Origin of the sequence: Novosphingobium subterraneum, from assembly GCF_000807925.1 — a bacterium.
In the GTDB taxonomy this organism is placed as follows: Bacteria; Pseudomonadota; Alphaproteobacteria; order Sphingomonadales; family Sphingomonadaceae; genus Novosphingobium; species Novosphingobium subterraneum.
The window spans coordinates 121,186-141,423 of the sequence record NZ_JRVC01000001.1; the positions used below are offsets into that span (position 1 = coordinate 121,186).

General features: G+C 60.0%; 13 protein-coding genes. 7 read left to right on the forward strand and 6 right to left on the reverse strand.

Annotated elements, in window-relative coordinates; translation table 11 throughout:
* Positions 1-42 precede the first annotated feature (42 nt).
* The 7 genes from NJ75_RS00585 to NJ75_RS00615 all read left to right on the forward strand — a co-directional run bounded on the left by NJ75_RS00585 (position 43) and on the right by NJ75_RS00615 (position 7,123).
* Positions 43-927 carry a sterol desaturase family protein gene (locus NJ75_RS00585; RefSeq protein WP_039330770.1) on the forward strand — a complete coding sequence of 295 codons (885 nt, stop codon included), beginning with the start codon at positions 43-45 and terminating at the stop codon, positions 925-927.
* Positions 924-1,661, forward strand: a complete 738-nt coding sequence (locus NJ75_RS00590; RefSeq protein WP_067511735.1) for a class I SAM-dependent methyltransferase — start codon at positions 924-926, stop codon at positions 1,659-1,661. The genes NJ75_RS00585 and NJ75_RS00590 overlap by 4 nt, the downstream gene beginning before the upstream one ends.
* An 80-nt stretch (positions 1,662-1,741) precedes the next feature.
* The gene (locus NJ75_RS00595; protein ID WP_052241820.1) at positions 1,742-4,072 is read left to right on the forward strand and encodes a heavy metal translocating P-type ATPase; all 2,331 of its coding nucleotides are present in this window, start codon (positions 1,742-1,744) and stop codon (positions 4,070-4,072) included.
* A gap of 3 nt (positions 4,073-4,075) precedes the next feature.
* A complete protein-coding gene (locus NJ75_RS00600) occupies positions 4,076-4,261 on the forward strand; it encodes a DUF2933 domain-containing protein (protein WP_039330774.1) in 186 nt (61 codons plus the stop codon).
* A 37-nt stretch (positions 4,262-4,298) separates the two neighbouring features.
* Complete coding sequence (locus NJ75_RS00605; protein WP_039330776.1) at positions 4,299-4,775, forward strand: YybH family protein; 477 nt, start codon at positions 4,299-4,301, stop codon at positions 4,773-4,775.
* 10 nt (positions 4,776-4,785) lie between these two features.
* Entirely contained in the window at positions 4,786-6,072 is a 1,287-nt protein-coding gene (locus tag NJ75_RS00610; RefSeq protein ID WP_052241822.1) for a hypothetical protein, read from the forward strand.
* A gap of 475 nt (positions 6,073-6,547) precedes the next feature.
* Complete coding sequence (locus NJ75_RS00615; RefSeq protein WP_039330781.1) at positions 6,548-7,123, forward strand: recombinase family protein; 576 nt, start codon at positions 6,548-6,550, stop codon at positions 7,121-7,123.
* Positions 7,124-7,164: 41 nt separating this feature from the next.
* On the opposite strand, the gene NJ75_RS00620 is transcribed toward NJ75_RS00615, so the two are convergent.
* The 6 genes from NJ75_RS00620 to NJ75_RS23145 form a co-directional block, all read right to left on the reverse strand.
* Positions 7,165-10,266, reverse strand: coding sequence for a type III restriction-modification system endonuclease (locus NJ75_RS00620; RefSeq protein WP_039330934.1), 3,102 nt, complete (start codon positions 10,264-10,266; stop codon positions 7,165-7,167).
* Positions 10,267-10,399: 133 nt separating this feature from the next.
* Entirely contained in the window at positions 10,400-12,064 is a 1,665-nt protein-coding gene (locus NJ75_RS00625; protein ID WP_039330783.1) for an RNA-binding domain-containing protein, read from the reverse strand.
* 3 nt (positions 12,065-12,067) lie between these two features.
* A complete protein-coding gene (locus NJ75_RS00630) occupies positions 12,068-14,164 on the reverse strand; it encodes a site-specific DNA-methyltransferase (RefSeq protein ID WP_039330785.1) in 2,097 nt (698 codons plus the stop codon).
* Positions 14,165-14,321: 157 nt separating this feature from the next.
* Positions 14,322-14,981 (reverse strand): DUF4391 domain-containing protein, encoded by a 660-nt coding sequence (locus NJ75_RS00635; RefSeq protein ID WP_039330787.1) that lies wholly within the window; start codon positions 14,979-14,981, stop codon positions 14,322-14,324.
* Complete coding sequence (locus NJ75_RS00640) at positions 14,978-18,265, reverse strand: helicase-related protein (RefSeq protein ID WP_039330788.1); 3,288 nt, start codon at positions 18,263-18,265, stop codon at positions 14,978-14,980. Before NJ75_RS00640 ends, NJ75_RS00635 begins: the two co-directional genes overlap by 4 nt.
* A 514-nt stretch (positions 18,266-18,779) precedes the next feature.
* Positions 18,780-20,201 carry a DUF6035 family protein gene (locus NJ75_RS23145; RefSeq protein ID WP_169745685.1) on the reverse strand — a complete coding sequence of 474 codons (1,422 nt, stop codon included), beginning with the start codon at positions 20,199-20,201 and terminating at the stop codon, positions 18,780-18,782.
* Positions 20,202-20,238: the final 37 nt, after the last annotated feature.

Below are 20,238 nucleotides of genomic sequence, written 5' to 3' on the forward strand. Positions count from 1 at the left end.
GCTTGCCGCAGAGAACCGAGCGAACCGTATGGGATCGCCCGAATGTCTCTCTTCCGAACTCTCTATGCACCTGTCTATTTTCTCGGCTTTGTCGGGGCCGCGGCCGTGCTGGTTTCGTCCGGTGGATCGCCCATTTGGCTGATCGCGCTGTTCGCTTTGGCGATTGTCACCTCGCTTGTATCGGAGCGCGTTGCGCCGTTCGAGCCGGTTTGGAATCGCAGCCATGGCCACGCCCGCCGCGACATCGCCCATGCGCTGGTCAACGAAGGCTCGATCCTCGTGCTGGTGCTCTTGCTTCCCTTCTTTGCCAGCCTCGTCCCCTGGTCCCCGCTCTGGCCTTCCTTGCTGCCGTTCTGGGCCGAGCTAGCGCTGGCGATCATCTTGCTTGATGCCGGGATCAGCCTGACCCATTACGCCAGTCACAGGATCCCCCTGCTGTGGCGCTTCCATGCGGTCCACCATTCGGTGCGCCGAATGTACGGATTCAACTGCTTGCTTAAACACCCGATCCACCAGCTGATCGAGATTTCCGTCGGGACATTGCCGTGGCTGCTACTGGGAATTCCGCAGGACGTCGCGATTGTCGGATCGTTCGCGGTCGCCATCCAGTTACAGCTGCAACATTCGAATGTCGACATGCGGGTCGGGCCCCTGGCATTGCTCTGGGCGATCGCGCCGGTGCATCGCCACCATCACCTCGCGTCCGAGACCGAGGGCGATGTCAATTTCGGTCTGTTCCTGACGATCTGGGATGTGATGCTTGGGACGGCTCAATTCCGATCGAGCGCCCAGATTCGCGCTAGCTCGCTCGGTATTGCCGGTCGCTCCGACTATCCCGAGACCTATCTAGCACAGCTTGTCGAGCCATTCACTGCGGAATTAGCAGCGACTGATCCCGCACCGCAGCGCAGCGGGGTACGCCGATGACCGGGAGCGGCTCCTACACGCCCGCCGCTGGCTATCACTTTTTGACGCCGCTTTACGATGCCGGTGTCCGGCTATCGACCCGCGAGGCAGTCTGGCGCGAGGCTTTGGTCGAATTCTTGGCTCCTGAAGACCACGACCTGTTGCTCGACATCGGTGCCGGAACCGGCAGCCTTGCCCTGCTGGTGTCACGCAAGAATCCGGCCACTCGCTATTTCGGCATCGATCCCGACCCTCATGCCTTGGACATCGCCCGCAAAAAAGCGCGACGAGCCGGTATCGATGCCCAATTCAGGCAATCGTTCTTCTCGGCAGAGGCGGTAGCGGACTGGCCGGTGCCCAGTCTGGCGACGCTGTGCCTGGTGCTTCATCAGGTTCCGCTCGACGAGAAACTGCGACTGCTGCGCGAAGTGCATGCCATACTCCAGCCAGGAGGCCGCCTCTTCATCGCGGACTATGGCGAGCAGCGCTCTTGGCTCATGCGCAGACTGTTCAGGGCAACGATCCAGCAGCTCGATGGGATTGCGGACACCCAGCCCAATGCCGACGGCGTGCTCATCCCTTTATTGCGCGAGGCGGGCTTCGCGAAGGTGCGCGAACTCCAACACGTGAAGACTGTGACTGGATCTATCTCGATCCTGTGCGGTGAAAAAGACTTCGGGGCCGCGGGTGGCCAGAAAAGCGATGCCAGCTTGAGGGATGACGGTTCGATCCGCGTATCCAAGATTAGCAGCTAGCCGTTCCTTCCCGTTCGGCATGCCCGTCGGGTCGCCCAGCCTGCGGGCCGGAGGCGGGAGGATAACCATGGAGCAAACACATGGCCTCCCGCCACCACACTACCGAATCGTCGAGGCTTCACGATCCGGTCTGCGGCATGACTGTCGAACCTGAGGATTCGACACCGACAGCTACGCACGAGGCTGAAACCTTCTATTTTTGCAGCCAGGGTTGCCGGACGAAATTCATCGCCGACCCCCAGCGGTTTACCCACCAATCGGGTGGAACAGCACCGCAGCTGCAGCACGAAGCACCCGAAGGCGCGATCTGGACCTGCCCGATGCATCCGGAGGTCCAACAACCGGGTCCCGGAAGCTGCCCGATCTGCGGCATGGCGCTGGAGCCGATGACCCCCACGCAAAACGACGGCCCTTCCCCAGAATATGCCGACATGAAGCGGCGCTTCGTCATCGGCCTCGTGCTCTCGCTGCCGGTCTTCGCGCTTGAAATGGGCGGGCATCTGACCGGACTGCGCCACATGCTCGATGGCGGGATCGCCAATTTGGTCCAGATGGTGTTGGCGACGCCGGTGGTCCTGTGGGCCGGCTGGCCATTCTTCGAGCGTGGCTGGGCTTCGTTGAAAAGTCGCCATCTCAACATGTTCACGCTGATCGCGATGGGAACCGGCGTCGCCTGGGCCTACAGCATGACGGCCACGCTTGCCCCCGGCGTGTTCCCTGCCGCGTTCCGTGCCGAGGATGGATCGGTCGCGGTCTATTTCGAGGCGGCGGCGGTGATCACCGTTCTGGTTTTGCTCGGGCAGCTACTCGAACTGCGCGCCCGCGAAACGACCAGCGGGGCGATCCGTGCGCTCCTCGATCTCTCGCCCAAGCTCGCCCGGCGGATCCGCTCTGACGGTAGCGACGAGGAAATCTCCCTCGACGAGGTCATGGTTGGAGACACCTTGCGTGTCCGTCCCGGCGAGAAGGTGCCGGTCGATGGCGTGGTGCTCGAAGGCCGCGGCACGGTCGATGAATCGATGGTGACCGGCGAGTCCATGCCGGTGACCAAGGAGGCCGCCGCCAAACTGATCGGCGGGACGATCAACCAGACCGGCGGGCTGGTCATGCGCGCCGAGAAGATCGGCCGCGACACCATGCTGGCCCGCATCGTCCAGATGGTAGCCGACGCCCAGCGCAGCCGTGCGCCGATCCAGCGGCTTGCCGATACGGTGTCGGGCTGGTTCGTTCCTGTCGTGATCGCGATTGCCGCGATCGCGTTCATCGTCTGGTCGCTGATCGGCCCGTCCCCGGCGATGGGCTACGGGCTAATCGCAGCGGTCGCGGTGCTGATCATCGCCTGCCCCTGCGCACTCGGGCTTGCCACACCGATGTCGATCATGGTGGGCGTCGGTCGCGGCGCACAGGCTGGCATTCTCATCAAGAACGCGGAAGCCCTCGAACGGATGGAAAAGGTCGATACGCTTGTCGTCGACAAGACCGGCACGCTGACCGAAGGCAAGCCCGCCGTAGTCGCCATCGAAACCGCCGAGGGGTTCGACGCAGACGAAGTGCTGCGTCTCGCCGCCAGCCTCGAGCGCAGTAGCGAACATCCCCTGGCGCTCGCGATCGTGCGGGAAGCAGAAGCTAGAGGTTTTGCAATCAGCGAGCCGAGCAGTGTCGATCAGCCAGTCGGCAAGGGCATCACCGGCACTGTCGATGGCCGCATTCTCGTCGCCGGAAATGCCCGCTTCATGGGCGAAAGCGGCATTGCGACCGGTGCGCTCGCGGAGCGCGCCGACCGGATGCGCAGCGAGGGCGCAACCGCGATCTTCCTCGCCATCGACGGCAAGGCCGCAGGGGCGATCGGCATCGCCGATCCGGTCAAGGAGACGACCCCCGCTGCGCTCAAGGCACTCGGCGAAGCGGGCATCCATGTCATCATGCTGACCGGCGACAACCGCGTTACGGCCGAGGCGATTGCGCGGCGGCTCGGTATCGCCGAAGTCGAAGCCGACGTGCTGCCGGACCAGAAAAGCGCCATCGTCAAGCGGCTGCGCGACCAGGGCAAGATCGTCGCGATGGCCGGCGACGGGGTGAACGACGCCCCTGCGCTTGCCGCCGCCGATGTCGGCATCGCGATGGGCTCGGGAACCGACGTCGCAATCGAAAGCGCGGGCGTCACCCTGCTCAAGGGCGACCTGACCGGGATTGTCCGCGCCCGGCACCTGAGCCATGCGACCATGGCGAATATCCGTCAAAACCTGTTCTTCGCCTTCGCCTACAATGTCGCGGGGATTCCCGTTGCGGCGGGGGCGCTTTACCCGCTGTTCGGACTGCTGCTGTCGCCGATCATCGCAGCTGCGGCCATGGCGCTGTCCTCGGTCAGCGTCATCGGCAATGCCCTCCGCCTCAAGCACGTGGAGATCTAGCCGATGCGTTTCACCCGTCCCGCCATTCTCGCAGCGGCATCTTTCGCCGCGATCGCGCTGTTTTACCTGCTGCGCGAACATTGGGCACACGCGCTCGGGCTATTGCCATACGCGATCCTGTTGCTCTGCCCGCTCATGCACTTCTTTCATGGCTCGCACGGACACAATCATCCGGGCGGAAAGCCTTGAGACCCGCCAATCCAAAACTGAACAGGGGAGAGAGACAATGCGTAGAACTTCACTAGCTGGCAACGCGCTCTTGCTGATTGCCAGCATTTCTGTCGGCACCTCTGCCGTTGCCCAGCAAAACGGCCAGGAAGGCGTCGCAGCGGTTTTGTCTGCTTACAAGTCTGCGGTTGAGCGGCTCGATATTACTGGCACCGACCAGCTGTTTGCGCCTGACGCCGTGGTGGTTGAATCGGGCAAGGTCGAAGGCAATTTCGGCGCCTATCGCGACCATCACCTCGGGCCCGAACTCAAGGAGTTCAAATCTTTTGCGTTCGGCGACTACGAAGTCGATATCAGGCTCGAAGGACCCATTGCGGTCGCAACCGAGACCTATACCTATCGAATTGTCCTCAAATCGGACGAAGCAATCGAGCGTCTTGGCGTTGCCACCAGCGTGCTCAAATGGGATGGGCAAGCATGGCGGATCATCTCGACGCACAGCTCCTCGCGCAAACCCAAGCAGCCCGCCAGCTGATGGCTATAGCATGAGCGCCTCTGACCGACCCGCGCTTGTGCGCAAGCTTATCGAAAGCTGGCGCGAAGACCCGGGTGCGACCTATCAAAGCTGGTTTCTGTGGGACGAACGGATCAAGAATTTCCGCTCCATCCGGCGCGGCATCCAGCAGGTCGTGGCCGAGATCGACAATGGGTCGTTCGGCGTTGCCTATCGCGGCTCGTCGCTCGAAACGGTTGTCCATTCCATCGCCGAGCAACGCCAAATCTTCAAAGGTGCCGACCATGCCTTCCTCTGGAAGCCCAAGTTGCGCATCCCGGATATCTATGAAAGCCCGACCAACCAGCGCGCCTTCGGTCGCCTGCTGCACAATTGCGTCTGCTGTGATGAGGCGGAAGATGTCATCTCCCAAATTCGTGAAATCGACGCACTCAAGATCAAGGGGCTCGGTCCGGCGGTCGCCAATCTGCTCTATTTCCTGCATCCAACGCTGATCGCGCCGTTCAACACCGCGATCGTCAGCGGCTACAACGCGCTGACGGGCGCAAAGGTAAAGCTGGGCAGCTGGGAACAGTTCCTGGCGATGCGGAGCGGAATACTCGATCTCAACGACCAATATCGCGACCTCCTGTCGAACGACCTCGGGGCAATCGGAGGACTGCTGTTCGACATCGGCTCCGGCCGTTACCCCGCCCCGCCTTTGGGCGGGGAAGAAGCCGACGACTGGAGCCGAAGGCTCGACGTTGTCCGCGAGGAAGCGGCCCGGCTCGACAAGACGCAACTCGCCCAGGGCGAGAGCGAACGGACCCACAGCGAAATGCAGGCGTGGCTTCGCGACATCGGCATGGCGCTCGGATATCGCGTTTGGATCGCTGCCAATGACCGGGGCCGCCTGTTCGAGGGCGCGCCGCTCGGCAAGGGCTGCCTCGACTTGTTGCCCGATGAAATCGCCACTGCGCCAGGTGCGGACGCAATCCGATTGATCGACGTGCTCTGGCTTGAACGGGATAACGCTCAGGTTGCCGCCGCCTTCGAGGTCGAGCACTCGACCTCAATCTATTCCGGGATCGTCCGGATGCTCGATCTGGCGCTCAGTGGCAGTAAGTTCCACGCTGCGGCGGGACTGTTCCTCGTCGCTCCCGGCAACCGGGAAAAGGATGTGCGCGCCCAAATTGCCCGGCCTGCCTTCAGCCGCGTGGCGGACCTCGATATCTCTTATCTGCCCTACAGCGAATTGGAGGCCCATCGCGAGCAGATTGCGCGGTTCGGGAGCGGGCTCAAAGCGATCAGGGCAATCGCAAGCCCGTTGTCGGCGTAAATTCGATTTGAGCCCGGTCAGAGCAAAGATCAACAGACAAGGCCATTGAAAGGATTGGCGCTGAGTCCAGAGACCGATTTCGTGCGGCTCTGACTTTCCCCGATGCTCCTTTTGGAGGAGATGCGTCGCATTTCTTGTAACCAAGAAGCGACGTTCTCGCGGTGCAGACCGATGAATGCCGCATCGGCGCCCTCGCGCGCAAAATGCGAGTCGAGACACAGAACGCCGACAAAGTCGCAGTAGAGCTTTGAGGCGGCAACCGTTTCAAAGCGCCCAATGAGAGGGGCTTACTATTTTATCTACGCCTCGCAAAAATTGAAATGCCTTGCGGATGCTTGTCCGAAAGCGATCGCTCACCGGACACTTTTGAGGGAGCAGAGGTCAGACCCCCCTGCCCTCCGCAAATCCGGCTTGCAGGGTCTCTCATTAAGGTGGTACGCTTTATATTCTCACACAGGGGCCTCATCCGTTACAAATGACCAACACCCTCATCGGATATGCCCGCTGCTCAACCGACAAGCAGGACCTCACTGCTCAGCGCCGCGCGCTGATCGAGCTCGGTGTGCCCGAAGACCGCATCTACACCGACCACGGCCTGACCGGCCGGAACCGCGATCGCCCCGGCCTCGCCCAAGCACTGGCTGCGGTCCGCGCCGGCGAGACGCTGGTCGTGCCGAAGCTTGATCGCCTCGCCCGATCGGTCCCGGACGCGCGGGCGATCGCCGATGAGCTGGAGAAGCGCGGCGTGAGCCTGGCGCTGGGCAAGCAGGTTTATGACCCCAATGATCCCATGGGCCGGATGTTCTTCAACATCCTCGCCACCTTCGCCGAATTCGAGAGCGACCTCATCCGGCTGCGAACCCGCGAGGGCATGAAGATCGCCCGGGACAAGGGCAAACTCCGAGGCAAGCCGCCGAAGCTCTCCGACCTCCAACAGCGCGAACTGCTCAAGATGCACGCCACCGGCGAATACTCGATCAGCGACCTCGGCAAGCTGTTCAAGGTCTCTCGGCCGACCGTGTATCGGACGATCCGGCGGGGTGGACTTTGACCGCGCCTTATTCGGGCGAGCTTAGAGGCGCGGGGGCAGGATCAAGTCGTCACGATCTCCATCAGCTTGTTGTAGCTATCAGCTACCCCGTACCTGACATTGGGCGTCGGGTTCGATTCCGCTAGCTTGGCGAAGAACTTCTTGGCGCAGTCGATTTTCGCCCGCTCGAGGTCTCGAAGCGCAAGCGACGACATCGACCCCTTGGTTTCCGCCACGAAATAGATGTGCTTCACGGCACCGGCGCGAAACACAATGGCCCAATCGGGATTGTAGTCGCCCACAGGGGTCGGGATGAGGAAGCCGCGTGGCAGCTTCGCATAGACCTCGACCTCCGCACTTGTATCCAGCTCCCCGACGAAGTCGCGCTCGACCCCTGAGTCTGTGATGCAATAGTCGAAGACATGGTTCTTCAGCCGCTCGGTCGCCCGTGAAAAATCCTGGCCGATCTCCGCCGCAGTGAAGATGTCGGCGTCATAGCGCTCATCGATCGAATCGTAGACGAGCTGCTCGATCAGGTGCCCTGCCTTCTGTTCCTTGATCAGCCGCGCCGCCTCAGAAATGAAGTGCTCGGGATTGGCGCGATATTGGTCGAAGATCGCAGGCTCGATGCCGGTGAGGATCTGGGCCACGGTCCGCCGCAGGAGGTCGGTCGCCTCTGAGACTTTCCCCAAAAGATCGTACTTCACCGCCGAGCGGGCCGACGCGGCCTGGACGGTTTCGTTACGCGTAACGCTGAAACCAGTCCCACCCCGCAATTGCTCATCAGTGACCTCGTCCGTCTGGATTCCCGTCTGCACGGTGTATTGCAGCTTGGTCACGCGCAATTCGCTGTTGAGGGCACTGATACATTTCTGGATCAGCTCCGCCGTGTCGAACTCCACGCGGTAGACGGCCTTTCGGTTGATCCGGCTCCAGAGTTCCTGGAAGGCACCCTTGTGAAAATTGTCGTTCAGCGGGTTGCGCTTGGGCTTCCGTCCGTCCTCGAACTTGGGAAGAGCGGCATCACTGTAGACGCTGTCGATCAGGCTGAAGACCTCAGCCTGGTACGGGACCAGATCGTCATGCAGCACGGCCAAAGTGCCCTCGGCCTTCGCGGTATCATAGGTGTCCGTGATCTGATCTGCGTCGTCGATGTAGTCATGCTTGATCAGGTAACGGTGAATCTGCGTCGCCATCTGGTCGGTGACAGTCACGGGCCCTTCCGGCGTGTGCAGCTGTTTACCCACGAAGAAGGCTTGGCTGGCCTTGCGCGGCCGGGCGGAGAGGCTTTCGGCGATCTCCTTCTGCAGTCCCGCTACGAAATCAGTGTAGCTTTCGCTCGCGATCACCGAGAGAATATTGATGTCGTGGACGGTCGCGGGATGGTCGAGCCTTTCGCCAAACCGGTCTACGGCCAGTCGGAGACCGCGCCCCACTTCCTGCCTGCGTGAAACCGTGTTTTCGCTGTGCTTGAGCATACACATCACGAACACGTTCGGGTTGTCCCACCCTTCCCTCAGCGCGGAATGGGAGAACAGGAACCTGACGGGCTCATCGAAGGAAAGCAGTCGCTCCTTGTTCTTCAGGATGAGATCGTAGGCATCGCTATCGTCGGAATCCGTTGACCGCGCGCCAACCTCGGGGTCCTTCAACCGCTTGGTCTTCTTGTCGATCGAGAAATAGCCATCGTGTGTCTTGGCTACCGGGATCGCCTCGAGGTGCTTGCGCCAAGCAGCCTCATCAAGCGGAAGCTCAGCGAGCACGAGCGCAACAGCCTCGGCATATTCTTCCTCGAACATGCGAGCATACTCGCCGTTCTGATCGTCACGGCTGTAGTCACGGTACTTGGCTACCTCGTCGATGAAGAACAGCGACAACACCTTGACCCCTTGGGCGAAGAGCTGACGCTCCTTTTCAAGATGGGCGCGGATCGTTTCGCGGATCTGAATCCGGCGGATGTCCCGCTCCGACAGGTCGCCATAAGCCTCGCCAGCCTTAAGCGTGATCCCATTGGTGAACTCGACGGTATCGGCGGTTGCATCGATCTGCGACACGACGAGGTCACGGTACTGGTCGAGCCCGCCTGACAGATCGTAGAGGTCATCGCGGAACTTCAGGCGTTTCAGCCGGCGCTTGATCGTTCCGGTGGTGTCCTTGATCTCCATCTCCAGACGGGCAAAGGGCCCGCCCTTGCCGCGGCCGACCGTCTCAATCCCCTCGAGATAGAGATAGGCCGTCGTGCCGGTCAGTCCCTTGAGCGCAATGCCCCGGACCTGGATCTTCTTCACCAGCTTCTGGTTGTAGGCGTCCAGCGCATCAAGCCGGTGGATCTTGGTGTGCTCGGTCCGGTGCGTTGCCGAATAACGCATGATGAACAGGGGGCGGAACTTGGGAAGCGCTTCGACCGTAGCCTTGCCTTCCATCTTTTGCGGCTCATCGAGGATCAGGATCGGCCGGTTGGCGGCGATCACATCGATTGGCTTGCGTGACTGGAAGTCATCGAGGGCGTCATAGATGCGGCGGTTATCCTTGCCGCTGGCGTTGAAGGCCTGGATGTTCATGACCATCACGTTCAGTCCGGCATCGGACGAGAAGCTCTCGAGCTCGTGCAGACGCTTCGAGTTGTAGATGAAGAAGCGCGCCTTCTTCCCGTAGGTCTCGGTGAAGTGCTCCGCTGTGATCGAAAGCGACTTGGCGACACCCTCGCGGATGGCGATGCTCGGGACGATGATGATGAACTTCGACCAGCCATAGCGCCGGTTCAGCTCGAACATCGTCTTGATGTAGCAGTAGGTCTTGCCGGTCCCCGTTTCCATCTCGACATCGAGATGAAGCGGGGCGGCGGCGGCCATATTCTTGAGATAGGCAGCCGGAGCGGGCACCGCCCTGCCCTTCGCATCCCGCGTGACAAAGCTGGTCAGGGATGGCGATTGTGGGAGATTTTGCCGGCGCTGGACCGCATTGATGTTCGTCAGCAACTGCGCGTCGGTGAGCGCGATATCCGGGTTGCGGAACCCTTCATCGTCAAACGCCTCTGCCTGGTTCCGCTTGCCCGGGTCGATCCTGTAGGCTGGACCGACGCTGAAGGGCTGGCCCGCAAAGCAATCGACCACCGCGTCGACGGCCATGGTCTGGTAGGGCTGAACCTTGAATTTGAGCTTCATGGCCGACGCAGGCCCTTTCTGCATTCATAACTTTGGAAAGAGAATTTTCCGCTGTGCAGAAAGAGGGAAACGACGGAATCCCTTGGACTTATCCGCCCGACCTTTCTGCAAGAGGCCGCAATCATCGCGCATTTCATTCTGCAAGCATCCATTGCGGCGCCGCCCGCGGACCCTTGTTCACGATCACCCCCTGGCGCCGCAGCTTGGTGAGCAGGTTGGCAATCTTCTTGGTGCGCTGTTCGGGCGTGAGGGCGTCGCTCAGCTTGTCGAGCAACAGCTGGTCGACCTCCCGACGTGTGGCACGGCCTGCGCCCGCGAGATAGTCAGTCAGTAGCTTAGCATAGAACTCATCATCCTGCGCGCGGGTGCGGACATAGTCGGCCATCGTGGCCGTTGCCGCTGCCACCGTCGCTGAGACATGGAAGTTCGGTTTGCGCCCCTCGATAAGCTTCCGGCGGCGCAGGTGCTTGATGGCATCGTCGGTAATGGGCAGCTTCTTCTGTACCCGGTCAAGATTGACGACATCGACCAGATCAAGCTCGGCCTGCTGCATCAGCAAGCGGCTATAGGCGGGGTCGACCACGCGGCCATGAATTGTCAGGCTGACCGCGGTCGGATCCTTCACATCATAATCGGGCAACGGGAAGAACCGCCTCCGCTGCGCCTCATAGATGCGCTGAATGCCATACCCCATCTGGTCGATCATATTGAGCTCGGCCATTGCCTGAACCAGCCAGCTGTTACGATAGCGGCGCGGTGTCGAGCGGGCACCAGTGGCATAATCCGTGGGCTCGCCATCCACGAAACCGCCCTCGCTCTCGAAAGTCAGCCTATCGAGGTATTCGGTGACGACGATACGGCCGTTGCGGGTGTAGTCCTGGTGGGCGATGCAGTTGTGCAGGGCCTCAAGAACCACGCTTTGGTCATATTTCGACACCTCATGCGCCAGCAGCTGGTCCTGTGGCAGGATGCGGATCTGCACGTTGCGGATACGGGCAAAGACCTCGGAGGATGTGAGCAAAAACGGCGGGTAGAAATGCTCATAGGCCTGCTCTTCCCCGCGTAGGCTCCAGGTGATCTCGGCCGGGTGCGGACTTAGCTTTCCTGCCGCCTCCATCTTGCCAAGTAGCAGCAGTGCTGCGCGGGTTATCGCGCCATTCTGGGTGACCTTCGCTCTGTCGAGGAAGGTAGCGTCACTCCAGCCTGCCACTTCTTCTGGCGAGACCCGCCGTGCATGCTTCTCAGCAAATCGTTCTCGCGCAACAGAGATCGCCTTTGGGTCAAGGTCGGCCAGCGTTGCCCCCTCAACAACCTGTGCCGTCCAATCCGTAGCAATGGTTTGGCCGCGGATCTCATCGAGTTTGTCGAGCCCCAAGGGCATAAGGCTTTCGCCGGCTCGGGCAAAATAGTGCCCGCTCCAGCTGATGGGCATGCCACGAGGTGCGGCAGGGATCTCAAAGAGAATAACCCGGTGCCCATCCTCGTCGATCAGTACATGAATGTTTCGAAGCGTGACGCTCGGCTCAGTACCGTCGCGCATCTGGTTCTTGAGGCTGAGGAGCCGGTCGATCTCAGGACGATAGGCTGTACCCACCACCTTTCGGCTCTTGTCATTGACACCGAAAACCAGCCATCCACGCTCTGCGTTGCGCAGATTGGCTTCATTCGAAAGAGCCGAGAAGTAGCGCCCAATCTTGTCCGTGTCGTAGTCTTTCCCGGCCTCCTTGAACTCCACCACCTCATCCTCCCAATTGGCGATGAGCTGGGCGAGCAGAGAGGTGAGCGCGGCCTGATCCATGGCTCAGATGGCCTTCAGTTCGGTGACCGGTGAGAGCTGGCGGAAGAGCTGCTCGGCGTTGATACGATCGGCATCGCGGGCGAAGCTGGTGTCGCGGAACACGGCGCGCAGTGGCGCGCGGGCGGCGATTTCCTTCACCAGCTCATCGGTGACGCCGGTGTCGAAGCAGGCGATCAGCGCATTACCATCCACCGAGTAGACGGTTTTGCCATGCAGCGTTTCGCGGTTGATCGGCAGGGTCAGCTCCACACCCCAGTCAATGAGCACCTGGAACAGCAGGTCCTCTCCGGTGCGATCCGATTTCACGCTGTCCACTTGCCCGAAGAGCTCGTCCTGGCTCACCTCGTCGGGGCTGTAGTAGACCTCGCTCATGTTGGAGCTGTCGACCTTGAGCACGCGAAAGCCGACGTCACGGTTCCAGCCCTCACTGACATTCCCCTTCAAGGCTTCCATGCCCGCGCGGCGAATGCGCTCTTTCGTCACTTCGGAGAGCAGATGCGGCCTACCCACCTTATCCAGTAATTTGATGGCGTTTTGCACCGTCTTTTTGGCTGCGCCCGTCGTTGCTGAAGCGGCCTGATCAAGGTCTTCAGGCAACTGCACGACCACGAACTTATGATTTGTACCTGCGGTTGCATTCGCCGTCAAAACTGCTTCAGCTGTGCTCCCAGATCCCGCGAAAAAATCCATGATAATTGCGTCAGGATTACGAGGCGTAGCATAGACAATAAGTTTTGCCAGTTCTTCATGATCCTTGGGGTTATTAAATACCTTGCCACCCATCAAACTTCGAAGGTATTTCACAGCGACTTGAGACTGTTTGTAAATCACCGAGGGCCTTACCTGGGTCGCCAGTTCGGTATCGCCCTGCTCATCATCTACTTCCTCGAATATATCAGCGTCGTCATCCAATTCCTCCGGGATCGGTCGAATGTGGGTCTTACGCTGAGGAGGGTCAGTATGGTCTGCACGGAACTCGACAATTCCGCTTTTAATCTTCTCCATCATGGTCTCATGAGACGAATAGATCCATCCGCGCTCCGGGACGGCACAAGGTTGTTTTGTAACCGGGTGAATGACATCGTAACGTGGACCATCTCCTCCTGGCCACGATATGTTATCATCTCGCCAGGGTCCATTTTTGTCGATACGCTTGTATCGCGACCATTTCTTAGAAGGGTGAGACTTAGGTAATTCTGCAAACCAGGCTCCTAATTCCTTCTCCATCAGACTAAAGTTGTCACCATGGATGCTGCGCAGACGCACAAATTCATCCCAAATTTCTTTAGCGCCAGGCTTTTCTTCCCGCCAAATTTCGCCTCGCTCGCGTAGAATGAGCTGATTTCGTGCATATACAAGCATGTACTCATGGCCGAGTGAAAAGAATTTCGCGTCGTTCTTGCGGCCTTTTTCCCAAGTCAGCTGGGCAATAAAATTCTTCTCACCGAATATTTCTGCACAGAGCTGCTTAAGGGCAGCCTGTTCCACATCATCGATACTGATGAAAATCAGACCGTCCTCGGCTAGCAGGTTTCTCGCAACCTTCAGGCGAGAGTAGATCATAGTGAGCCAGTCGGAATGGTACCGGCCCTTGGTTTCAGGATTAGCTACCAGCAGACCGCCTTCGGCGTCGCGCTGCTCAGTAAGATTCTCATACTGGGCCTTCAAAGATGAAAATTTATCTCGATAAATGAAGTCTTTGCCGGTGTTATAGGGCGGATCGATGTAGATCAGCTTTACCTTACCAAGATAGCTTTCCTGAAGGAGCTTCAAGGCATCGAGGTTGTCGCCTTCAATGAAGAGGTTTTGGGTGGTGTCGAAGTCCACGCTCTCCTCGCGGCAAGGCCGTAGGGTCTTGGCAATGGGGGCATTGGCAGTGAGAAGCGCCTCGCGCTTGCCGGGCCAGTCGAGCCGATAACGCTCCTGCGGGCCTTCGACGATATGATCCGAAAGCGTCTGGCGCAGCTGATCGAAGTCAATGGCGAGCCGGATGTTGCCCTGCTCGTCGGCGGCCTCTGTCACGCAATCAGGGAAAAGGGCGCGGATCTTGGCAATGTTGTCCTGAGACAGGTCCGGGCTGTGCATTTTCATCTTGTCCATGGCCCGAATTCCTAGCGGCCACGATGGCTTTTGTCGAACAGTCAGCGGTACTTGATCGGCAAATTTGGATGGGGCAGCCATGGGAGCATCCCGCCCAAAGGATGGATGTCGATACCCCTTAGCGGCTACGCCAGCGTCCACCGCCCATCCAATACAATCAGCCCCTTAGTTCCCCGAGCTTTGCTTTTGCCGCACGAAGCGCCGCGTTGACCTCAACCTTGCGGTTGAACTGCTTCTCCCTTGCCAGAGCATTTTCGAGGCGCGCGATCTCGCGTTCGATCTGTGCGGCCTCTTCCGCCCGGGCAACACGCACCGCAATCGGCTCGTCGTCGCTCCGCCGGGGCGGTAGCAGAGGCTCGAGCAGCCGCGCATAGAGCGTGCCCATGTCCAGCGCGGTGGGCAGAGCCTGACGCGGTGCATCCCCCGCTTCCCAAGCGGTGAAGGCGTGCGTTGCAGTGACCCACTTGCCCGCCTCCGCCTGACTGGGGCGCTTCCACGCCATTGCCATCCGAGTGCGCCCGGCATGGTTGAGTTCGAGGATCAAAGGCCGCGGAATGGCCTTCTCGATCGCCACCAGCACCGCCGGTTCGACGTCCGGCGCATGGAGGTCGATCGCGATGACCGCTATTTCCTCGACGTCTGCCGAAGGTCGTAGGTTCAACCGATCCGCGCGAAGCACGTGGGTCCACTCCATGCGCTCGACCTGATCGACGAATTTGGCCTGCATAGCGCGCGGAACCTGCGCGGCGCCGTATATCCGGCTCTTCGGGATCGCGCGGCCAAATGCCGTTCGCGGCGGCCACGCATAGAGGGTCACGAAGCAGCTCCGGCCTCTGCCTGCTCCACAACGACGAAGGCGATCAGTTCAAAGTCCTCAAGACCGCGGATGGTGTGGGAGAGCGCAGTGGTGGCACCGGCCGAGAACAGGCTGTCGAGATCCCGCTCCTCCTTGGCGTCAATCATAGCGCGGATTGCGGCGTTGAGCAGCTGGGACGGCCCGCTCATGTCCTGTCCGTCGGCCGTTCGGGCATTGAAGGGCCGGAATGCTGGCGGAACCGGGGCTGTCACGCCTTTGGCCGCAGTCCGCACCAGATCGAGCAGGCGCTTCACCTGGGTCTGATCGGCGACGACGCTCCCATCATTTCCCATGTAGATCAGATAGTAGGGATGCAGGCGGTTCTGCCGGTTGGCCGAAGCATCTCCGCCCACGGCTTTCAGCGCGAAGATGATGCCCGGCTCCAGCCCCTTGGCAGGTTCAGCCGGGACCACTGCATGAAGTCCCTTAGGCGTCGTGGCGAGGTCGCCGTGCTCTTTCACGTAGTTGAGCAGGTCCATGCGGAAATCGTTCAGCCCCAGGTCCGTGATCGAAATGCCGGTGCGCACATCCTCGAGCTCGATGACCTCTTCCTGCAACCGGCGCAGCTGTTCGCGGCGATAGGCTGTGTCGCTGGCTTTGGCGGTCAGGACATTGTCATCGCCGGTCGCGGTAACATCGGCGATGATCATGCGGTTTTCGACGCGCTCCTTGAGCTTGATGTAATCGTCGAGGGTGATGTCCGGCCAGTAGTTCGCCAGCTGGATCTGCGCATTGGGCGAGCCGATGCGGTCGATCCGCCCAAACCGCTGAATGATCCGGACGGGGTTCCAGTGAATGTCGTAGTTCACCAGGAAGTCGCAGTCTTGGAGGTTCTGGCCCTCCGAGATGCAGTCGGTGGCGATTAGAATGTCGATCTCACCCGGCTCATCGGGCATGATTGCCGCCTTCTCCTTTGAGCGCGGCGAGAACAGAGTCAGCAGCGTCTGGAAATCGTGCCCCTTGCCGAGCGTGGACTTCGGAGCGTCCGACCCTGTCACGCGCCCGGTGTGAAGGCGGTGCTGGGTGAGCATCTCGGCTGCGATCTGGTCATAGAGATAGTGCGCCGTATCAGCGAAGGCGGTGAAGATGATCACCTTGCGGTTGCCGGGGTTGATCGGCCGGTCCAGCTTCTCGCCGATCAGGCTCTTTAGATGCTGAAGCTTCTTGTCATGCTCAGGCGTGATGCGGGTCATCTCACCCAGAAGGGCATCGATCAGGGCGAGATCTGCTTCAAGATCATGTGCGAAGCCGGGCACGTCCATGTCCGCAAGATCGATCCGGACCTTGCCGCCGACACGGTAGGCCCCGAAACCCTCAAGCTCATCGTCTTCGGCCTCGAGTGTTTCGATGTCGTCAGCATAGTCGACGATCGAACTGGCGCCGCGGCCAGAGCGGTAGTCCTCAACCACCTCCAGCGTCTTGCGGATGTTGTCCGCCAATGAGCCCAAGGTCAGCCGGAATGCGTGGATTGAGCTTTCAAGGCGCTTCAGCAGGTTGACCGTCATCAGGGCCTGCAGGCTCTTGTCGCGATCGGCTTGCCGCAGCTTCCCACCACCGCTCGAGACGTCCGTGTCGTAGAGCGCCTCATACTTGGCGAGGCGGCTCGGCAGGATGTAGCTGGTTGGCGCGTAGACCGAGAGCTTGAGCAGCGTCAGCTGCGCAACAATCTCGTTGAGGTCCATGGCGCCAGGCACATCGGTCAGCGGCGGCCGGAAGGACAATGGCTTCAGGCGCTGCGGGAAATGGCCGATGTCGGTCATGTCGTAGAAGGTCGTGATATGCTTGCGTGACCGGGCGATCGTCACGCTGTCGAGCAGCTCGAAGAAATCGAAATCGAGTTCTGTCAGGATCGTCTCCGCGGTCCTTTGCTCGGGCGGCAGTTTGGACCAGCGATTGAAGGCAGCCTGTGCCCGGCGGAAGATCTCCTCGACGCTGGCGGTGGTATTCAGCTTCTCCGACAGCGTGTCGGAGTGACCCTCATAGGCCAGGGCCAGCTGGTTGCGCAGATCATTGAACCGGTTGTTCACGGGTGTCGCGGACAGCATCAGCACCTTCGTCTTCACGCCGGCCCGGATGACCTGGTTCATGAGTTTCTGGTAACGGGTTTCTTTCTCCTTGAACGCATCGTTGTTCCGGAAGTTGTGGGACTCGTCGATCACCACCAGATCGTAGTTGCCCCAGTTCACCCGGTTGAGCGGAATGCCGTTCGATGAGCCCGAGCTGCGAGACAAGTCCGTGTGGCACAGGACGTCATAATTGAACCGATCCCGGGCGAACGGATTGGTTTTCAGGTTGGTGTTATAGTTCAGCCAGTTATCGGTCAGCTTCTTCGGACACAGCACAAGGACCGAGCGGTTGCGCAGTTCGTAGTACTTGATCACCGCCAGGGCGGTGAAGGTCTTCCCCAAACCGACGCTGTCCGCCAGGATGCAGCCGTTGAAGGTCTCGAGCTTGTTGATGATCCCGGTTGCTGCATCACGCTGGTAGTTGAACAGCTTCTGCCAGACGAGGCTCTCCTGATAGCCCGTCCGGTCATTGGGCAGAACGTCTTCATCGATATCCTCCAGGAACGCATGGAAGATATTGTAGAGCATAATGAAATAGACGCGCTCGGGGGAATTCTCCCGATAGACCGAGGCGATGTGGTCGCAGATCGCCTCGGTGACATCTTCCACGCGCGACGGGTCGGACCAGATGGTGTCGAAGAGCTGGATGTAGCTCTGGGTGTGCATCGCCTCGTCGAAGCGGTTCACGAAATTGGAAACAGCGTTGCCCTGAGCATAGCCCAAGTCGACTGCCGTGAATCCCGATAGGGGCATGTAAGCGACGCTGGCCAGCGCTCCGTCAACCGCAAGAAACTGCTGCATTGGGGCCGAAGACGCATTCGACTTGAAGCGCGCCTTCTTCCGGATCCATTCAGCGCATTCCCGCGCGATCGCTCGCTGAGTCAGCCGGTTGCGAAGCTGGATCTCGAACTCTGAGCCGGAGAGACCGGCAACCCGTTTGGATTTAGGGATGAAGAACTCGCGGCGCTCACGCGTCTTCCCGTCTGTCGCACGCTCCGCAGTGAACGTCTGCTCGGTGAACAGAAATTGCAGCTCTTCGATCTGGTGAAGCTCCTTGCGCAGAGCCTCGAACGCGAAAATGGAGAAGCTTGATGCGGCAATGCGGAGCCGCTGGCCGCGCTTGATGTCTTTCTTGAGCTCGTCACCAAGCAGAACGTTGATGTTGTCGATTATCTGCACGGTTTACAGGATTCCTCCAATTCAGGACTGCATAAACCACGAAATCGATTGATGAAACAGGTCAGCGGCCTTCCGCAAAAAGCATGACGAGCATGCAACCTCAACGCCAAGGCAAAACCGTCTTGGTGGCCAGCATAGCTTGAGCGAGGTCTCGACCATCTGAAAGCCTGCAACTGGCAACGACACGGCCGTAGCTCTGCCCGTCCGCTGAACATCGCATCGCTGGCGCCCGCACGATGATGTGACCACTGTCGCGCTGGCCCTTCGGTCCACCTAGCAAACGAACCAAGGCATCTCTGGCCGCCACGGCAGAAGACGACGGGCATGGGTGCCCTCGCGAGCAGGTCCCATCCATTTCGCGGGCTGCGATGCCGGCGATCCGGATCTTCGGCCCCTCCTTGCACCAGATCGGGCCATCTCCGTCCCAGACGGCAACGGGCGTGCAGACAAAGGTTGCAGCCGAGACGAGCGTAAGAAGCCCCATTAGTCGTGTCCTGTGCTGGCAGTGGTCAGCTTATGCCGCCGCGCGGCCTTGCTGGTCGCGATTGTCATTGTCGGGTCGTGCCTTTCGAGATGCTCCCATGGAAAGAAACGCGCACAAGCGCTCCTCATCCTTTGCCATCCTGTATTTCGGGTTCTGGGTGAGTTCAGACCGTATGGCGTCGAGCTTTGCCCTCAGCTTGCCCGTCCGATCGTCGCGATACAGCGCCTCTTTTGTTCCAAACCTGCGTAGCATGTGGCCGAAAGCGAGAAGCAGCTCGGGGTGTTGGTGGATGAGATGATGGCCGAGCTCAGTGAAACTGCTGTAGCCGAAGCCAACCGGCTTTCCCGCCCTTGCGCTCTCGATGAGATGGACGATGCGCGTAGCCGTAAGCAAGTCCGGGTATTCCCCGTCCAGACCGTATCCCATGGAACGAAGGCGGTCATTGAGGAGAGCCCATTCCTGATTTCGAGGCATGTCATGGTCATCGCGCGTGGCATCGAGGACAAACCGAAGCACTTGCTCGCGCAGATCATTCGCCCGGTCTTCTAGGACCTGCCTTGCAGCGGCCTGAGCAGCTGCGATCCTTTCCAAGTGCGCTGCTCTGAGTTCTTCGCGGAGCCTTGCTACCTCCTGGGCATAGTCGAAGACGATGATGGTCTCGCGGTCTACTTCGACCGTGATCTCATCCCACCGGACCAAGCGCTCGACCCACTCATCAACGATCTCATCGCCCTGAATGATCGGCTTGCGGTACCAGCATGTCATGATGAAGCTTCCTGCCGCTTCCGACGCGGCAGCACTTCGTTCATCGACAACGAAAACGTTGGAGTTGTTGCCGAACAGGATGTCATCATCGGTCATGCGACGATAGGTCGGATGGAAGTACGGCAAGACCCAGACGAGCGCCGCTCCTTCGGCACGATAGAACTCCTTCCGGCTCAGCACGACGTCCATGAAGGTTGTGCTCAGCTGCACCTCGAAGGCGAGTCTGTCGGTGTCTGTCCGCGCTGAAACGTCAGGTCGGCGCAGGCCGCAGAGACCCTCGCTTGCTTTCCAGGTCCTTTCTGAGGCCACATCCTTGAACCGTGGATCGGCCGAGAGGCTCCGCAAAAGAAGTGCCTTGACCCGCTTGTGCGCCCCGCTCTCCTGGGCACCGCGGTACTTCATGGCCCTGATATCGGCTTCGCTCAGCTGCGTCCGCGTGACAGCGGGGCACGAGCCATCTTCATGGCGATGCCGGAAGAAGAACCGCTTGGTCGTGCTGCACGCCAGATAAACCGGAACACCGCACGTCGCGCACACCAGGCGTGCGTCTTCACGTTTGACGAGCGCCTTAAGTCTCTGGCGTAGCAGAATTGCGCGCTCATACCGGAATGCCCGGATCAACCGGCGGACATTGAGCACATGGCCAGTTCGCGGGTTCCTGACAGCGTCAATCTCGGGCTTTGTCACCGCCGATGCCCATGCCAGCGGATCGACGGTCGTGTTT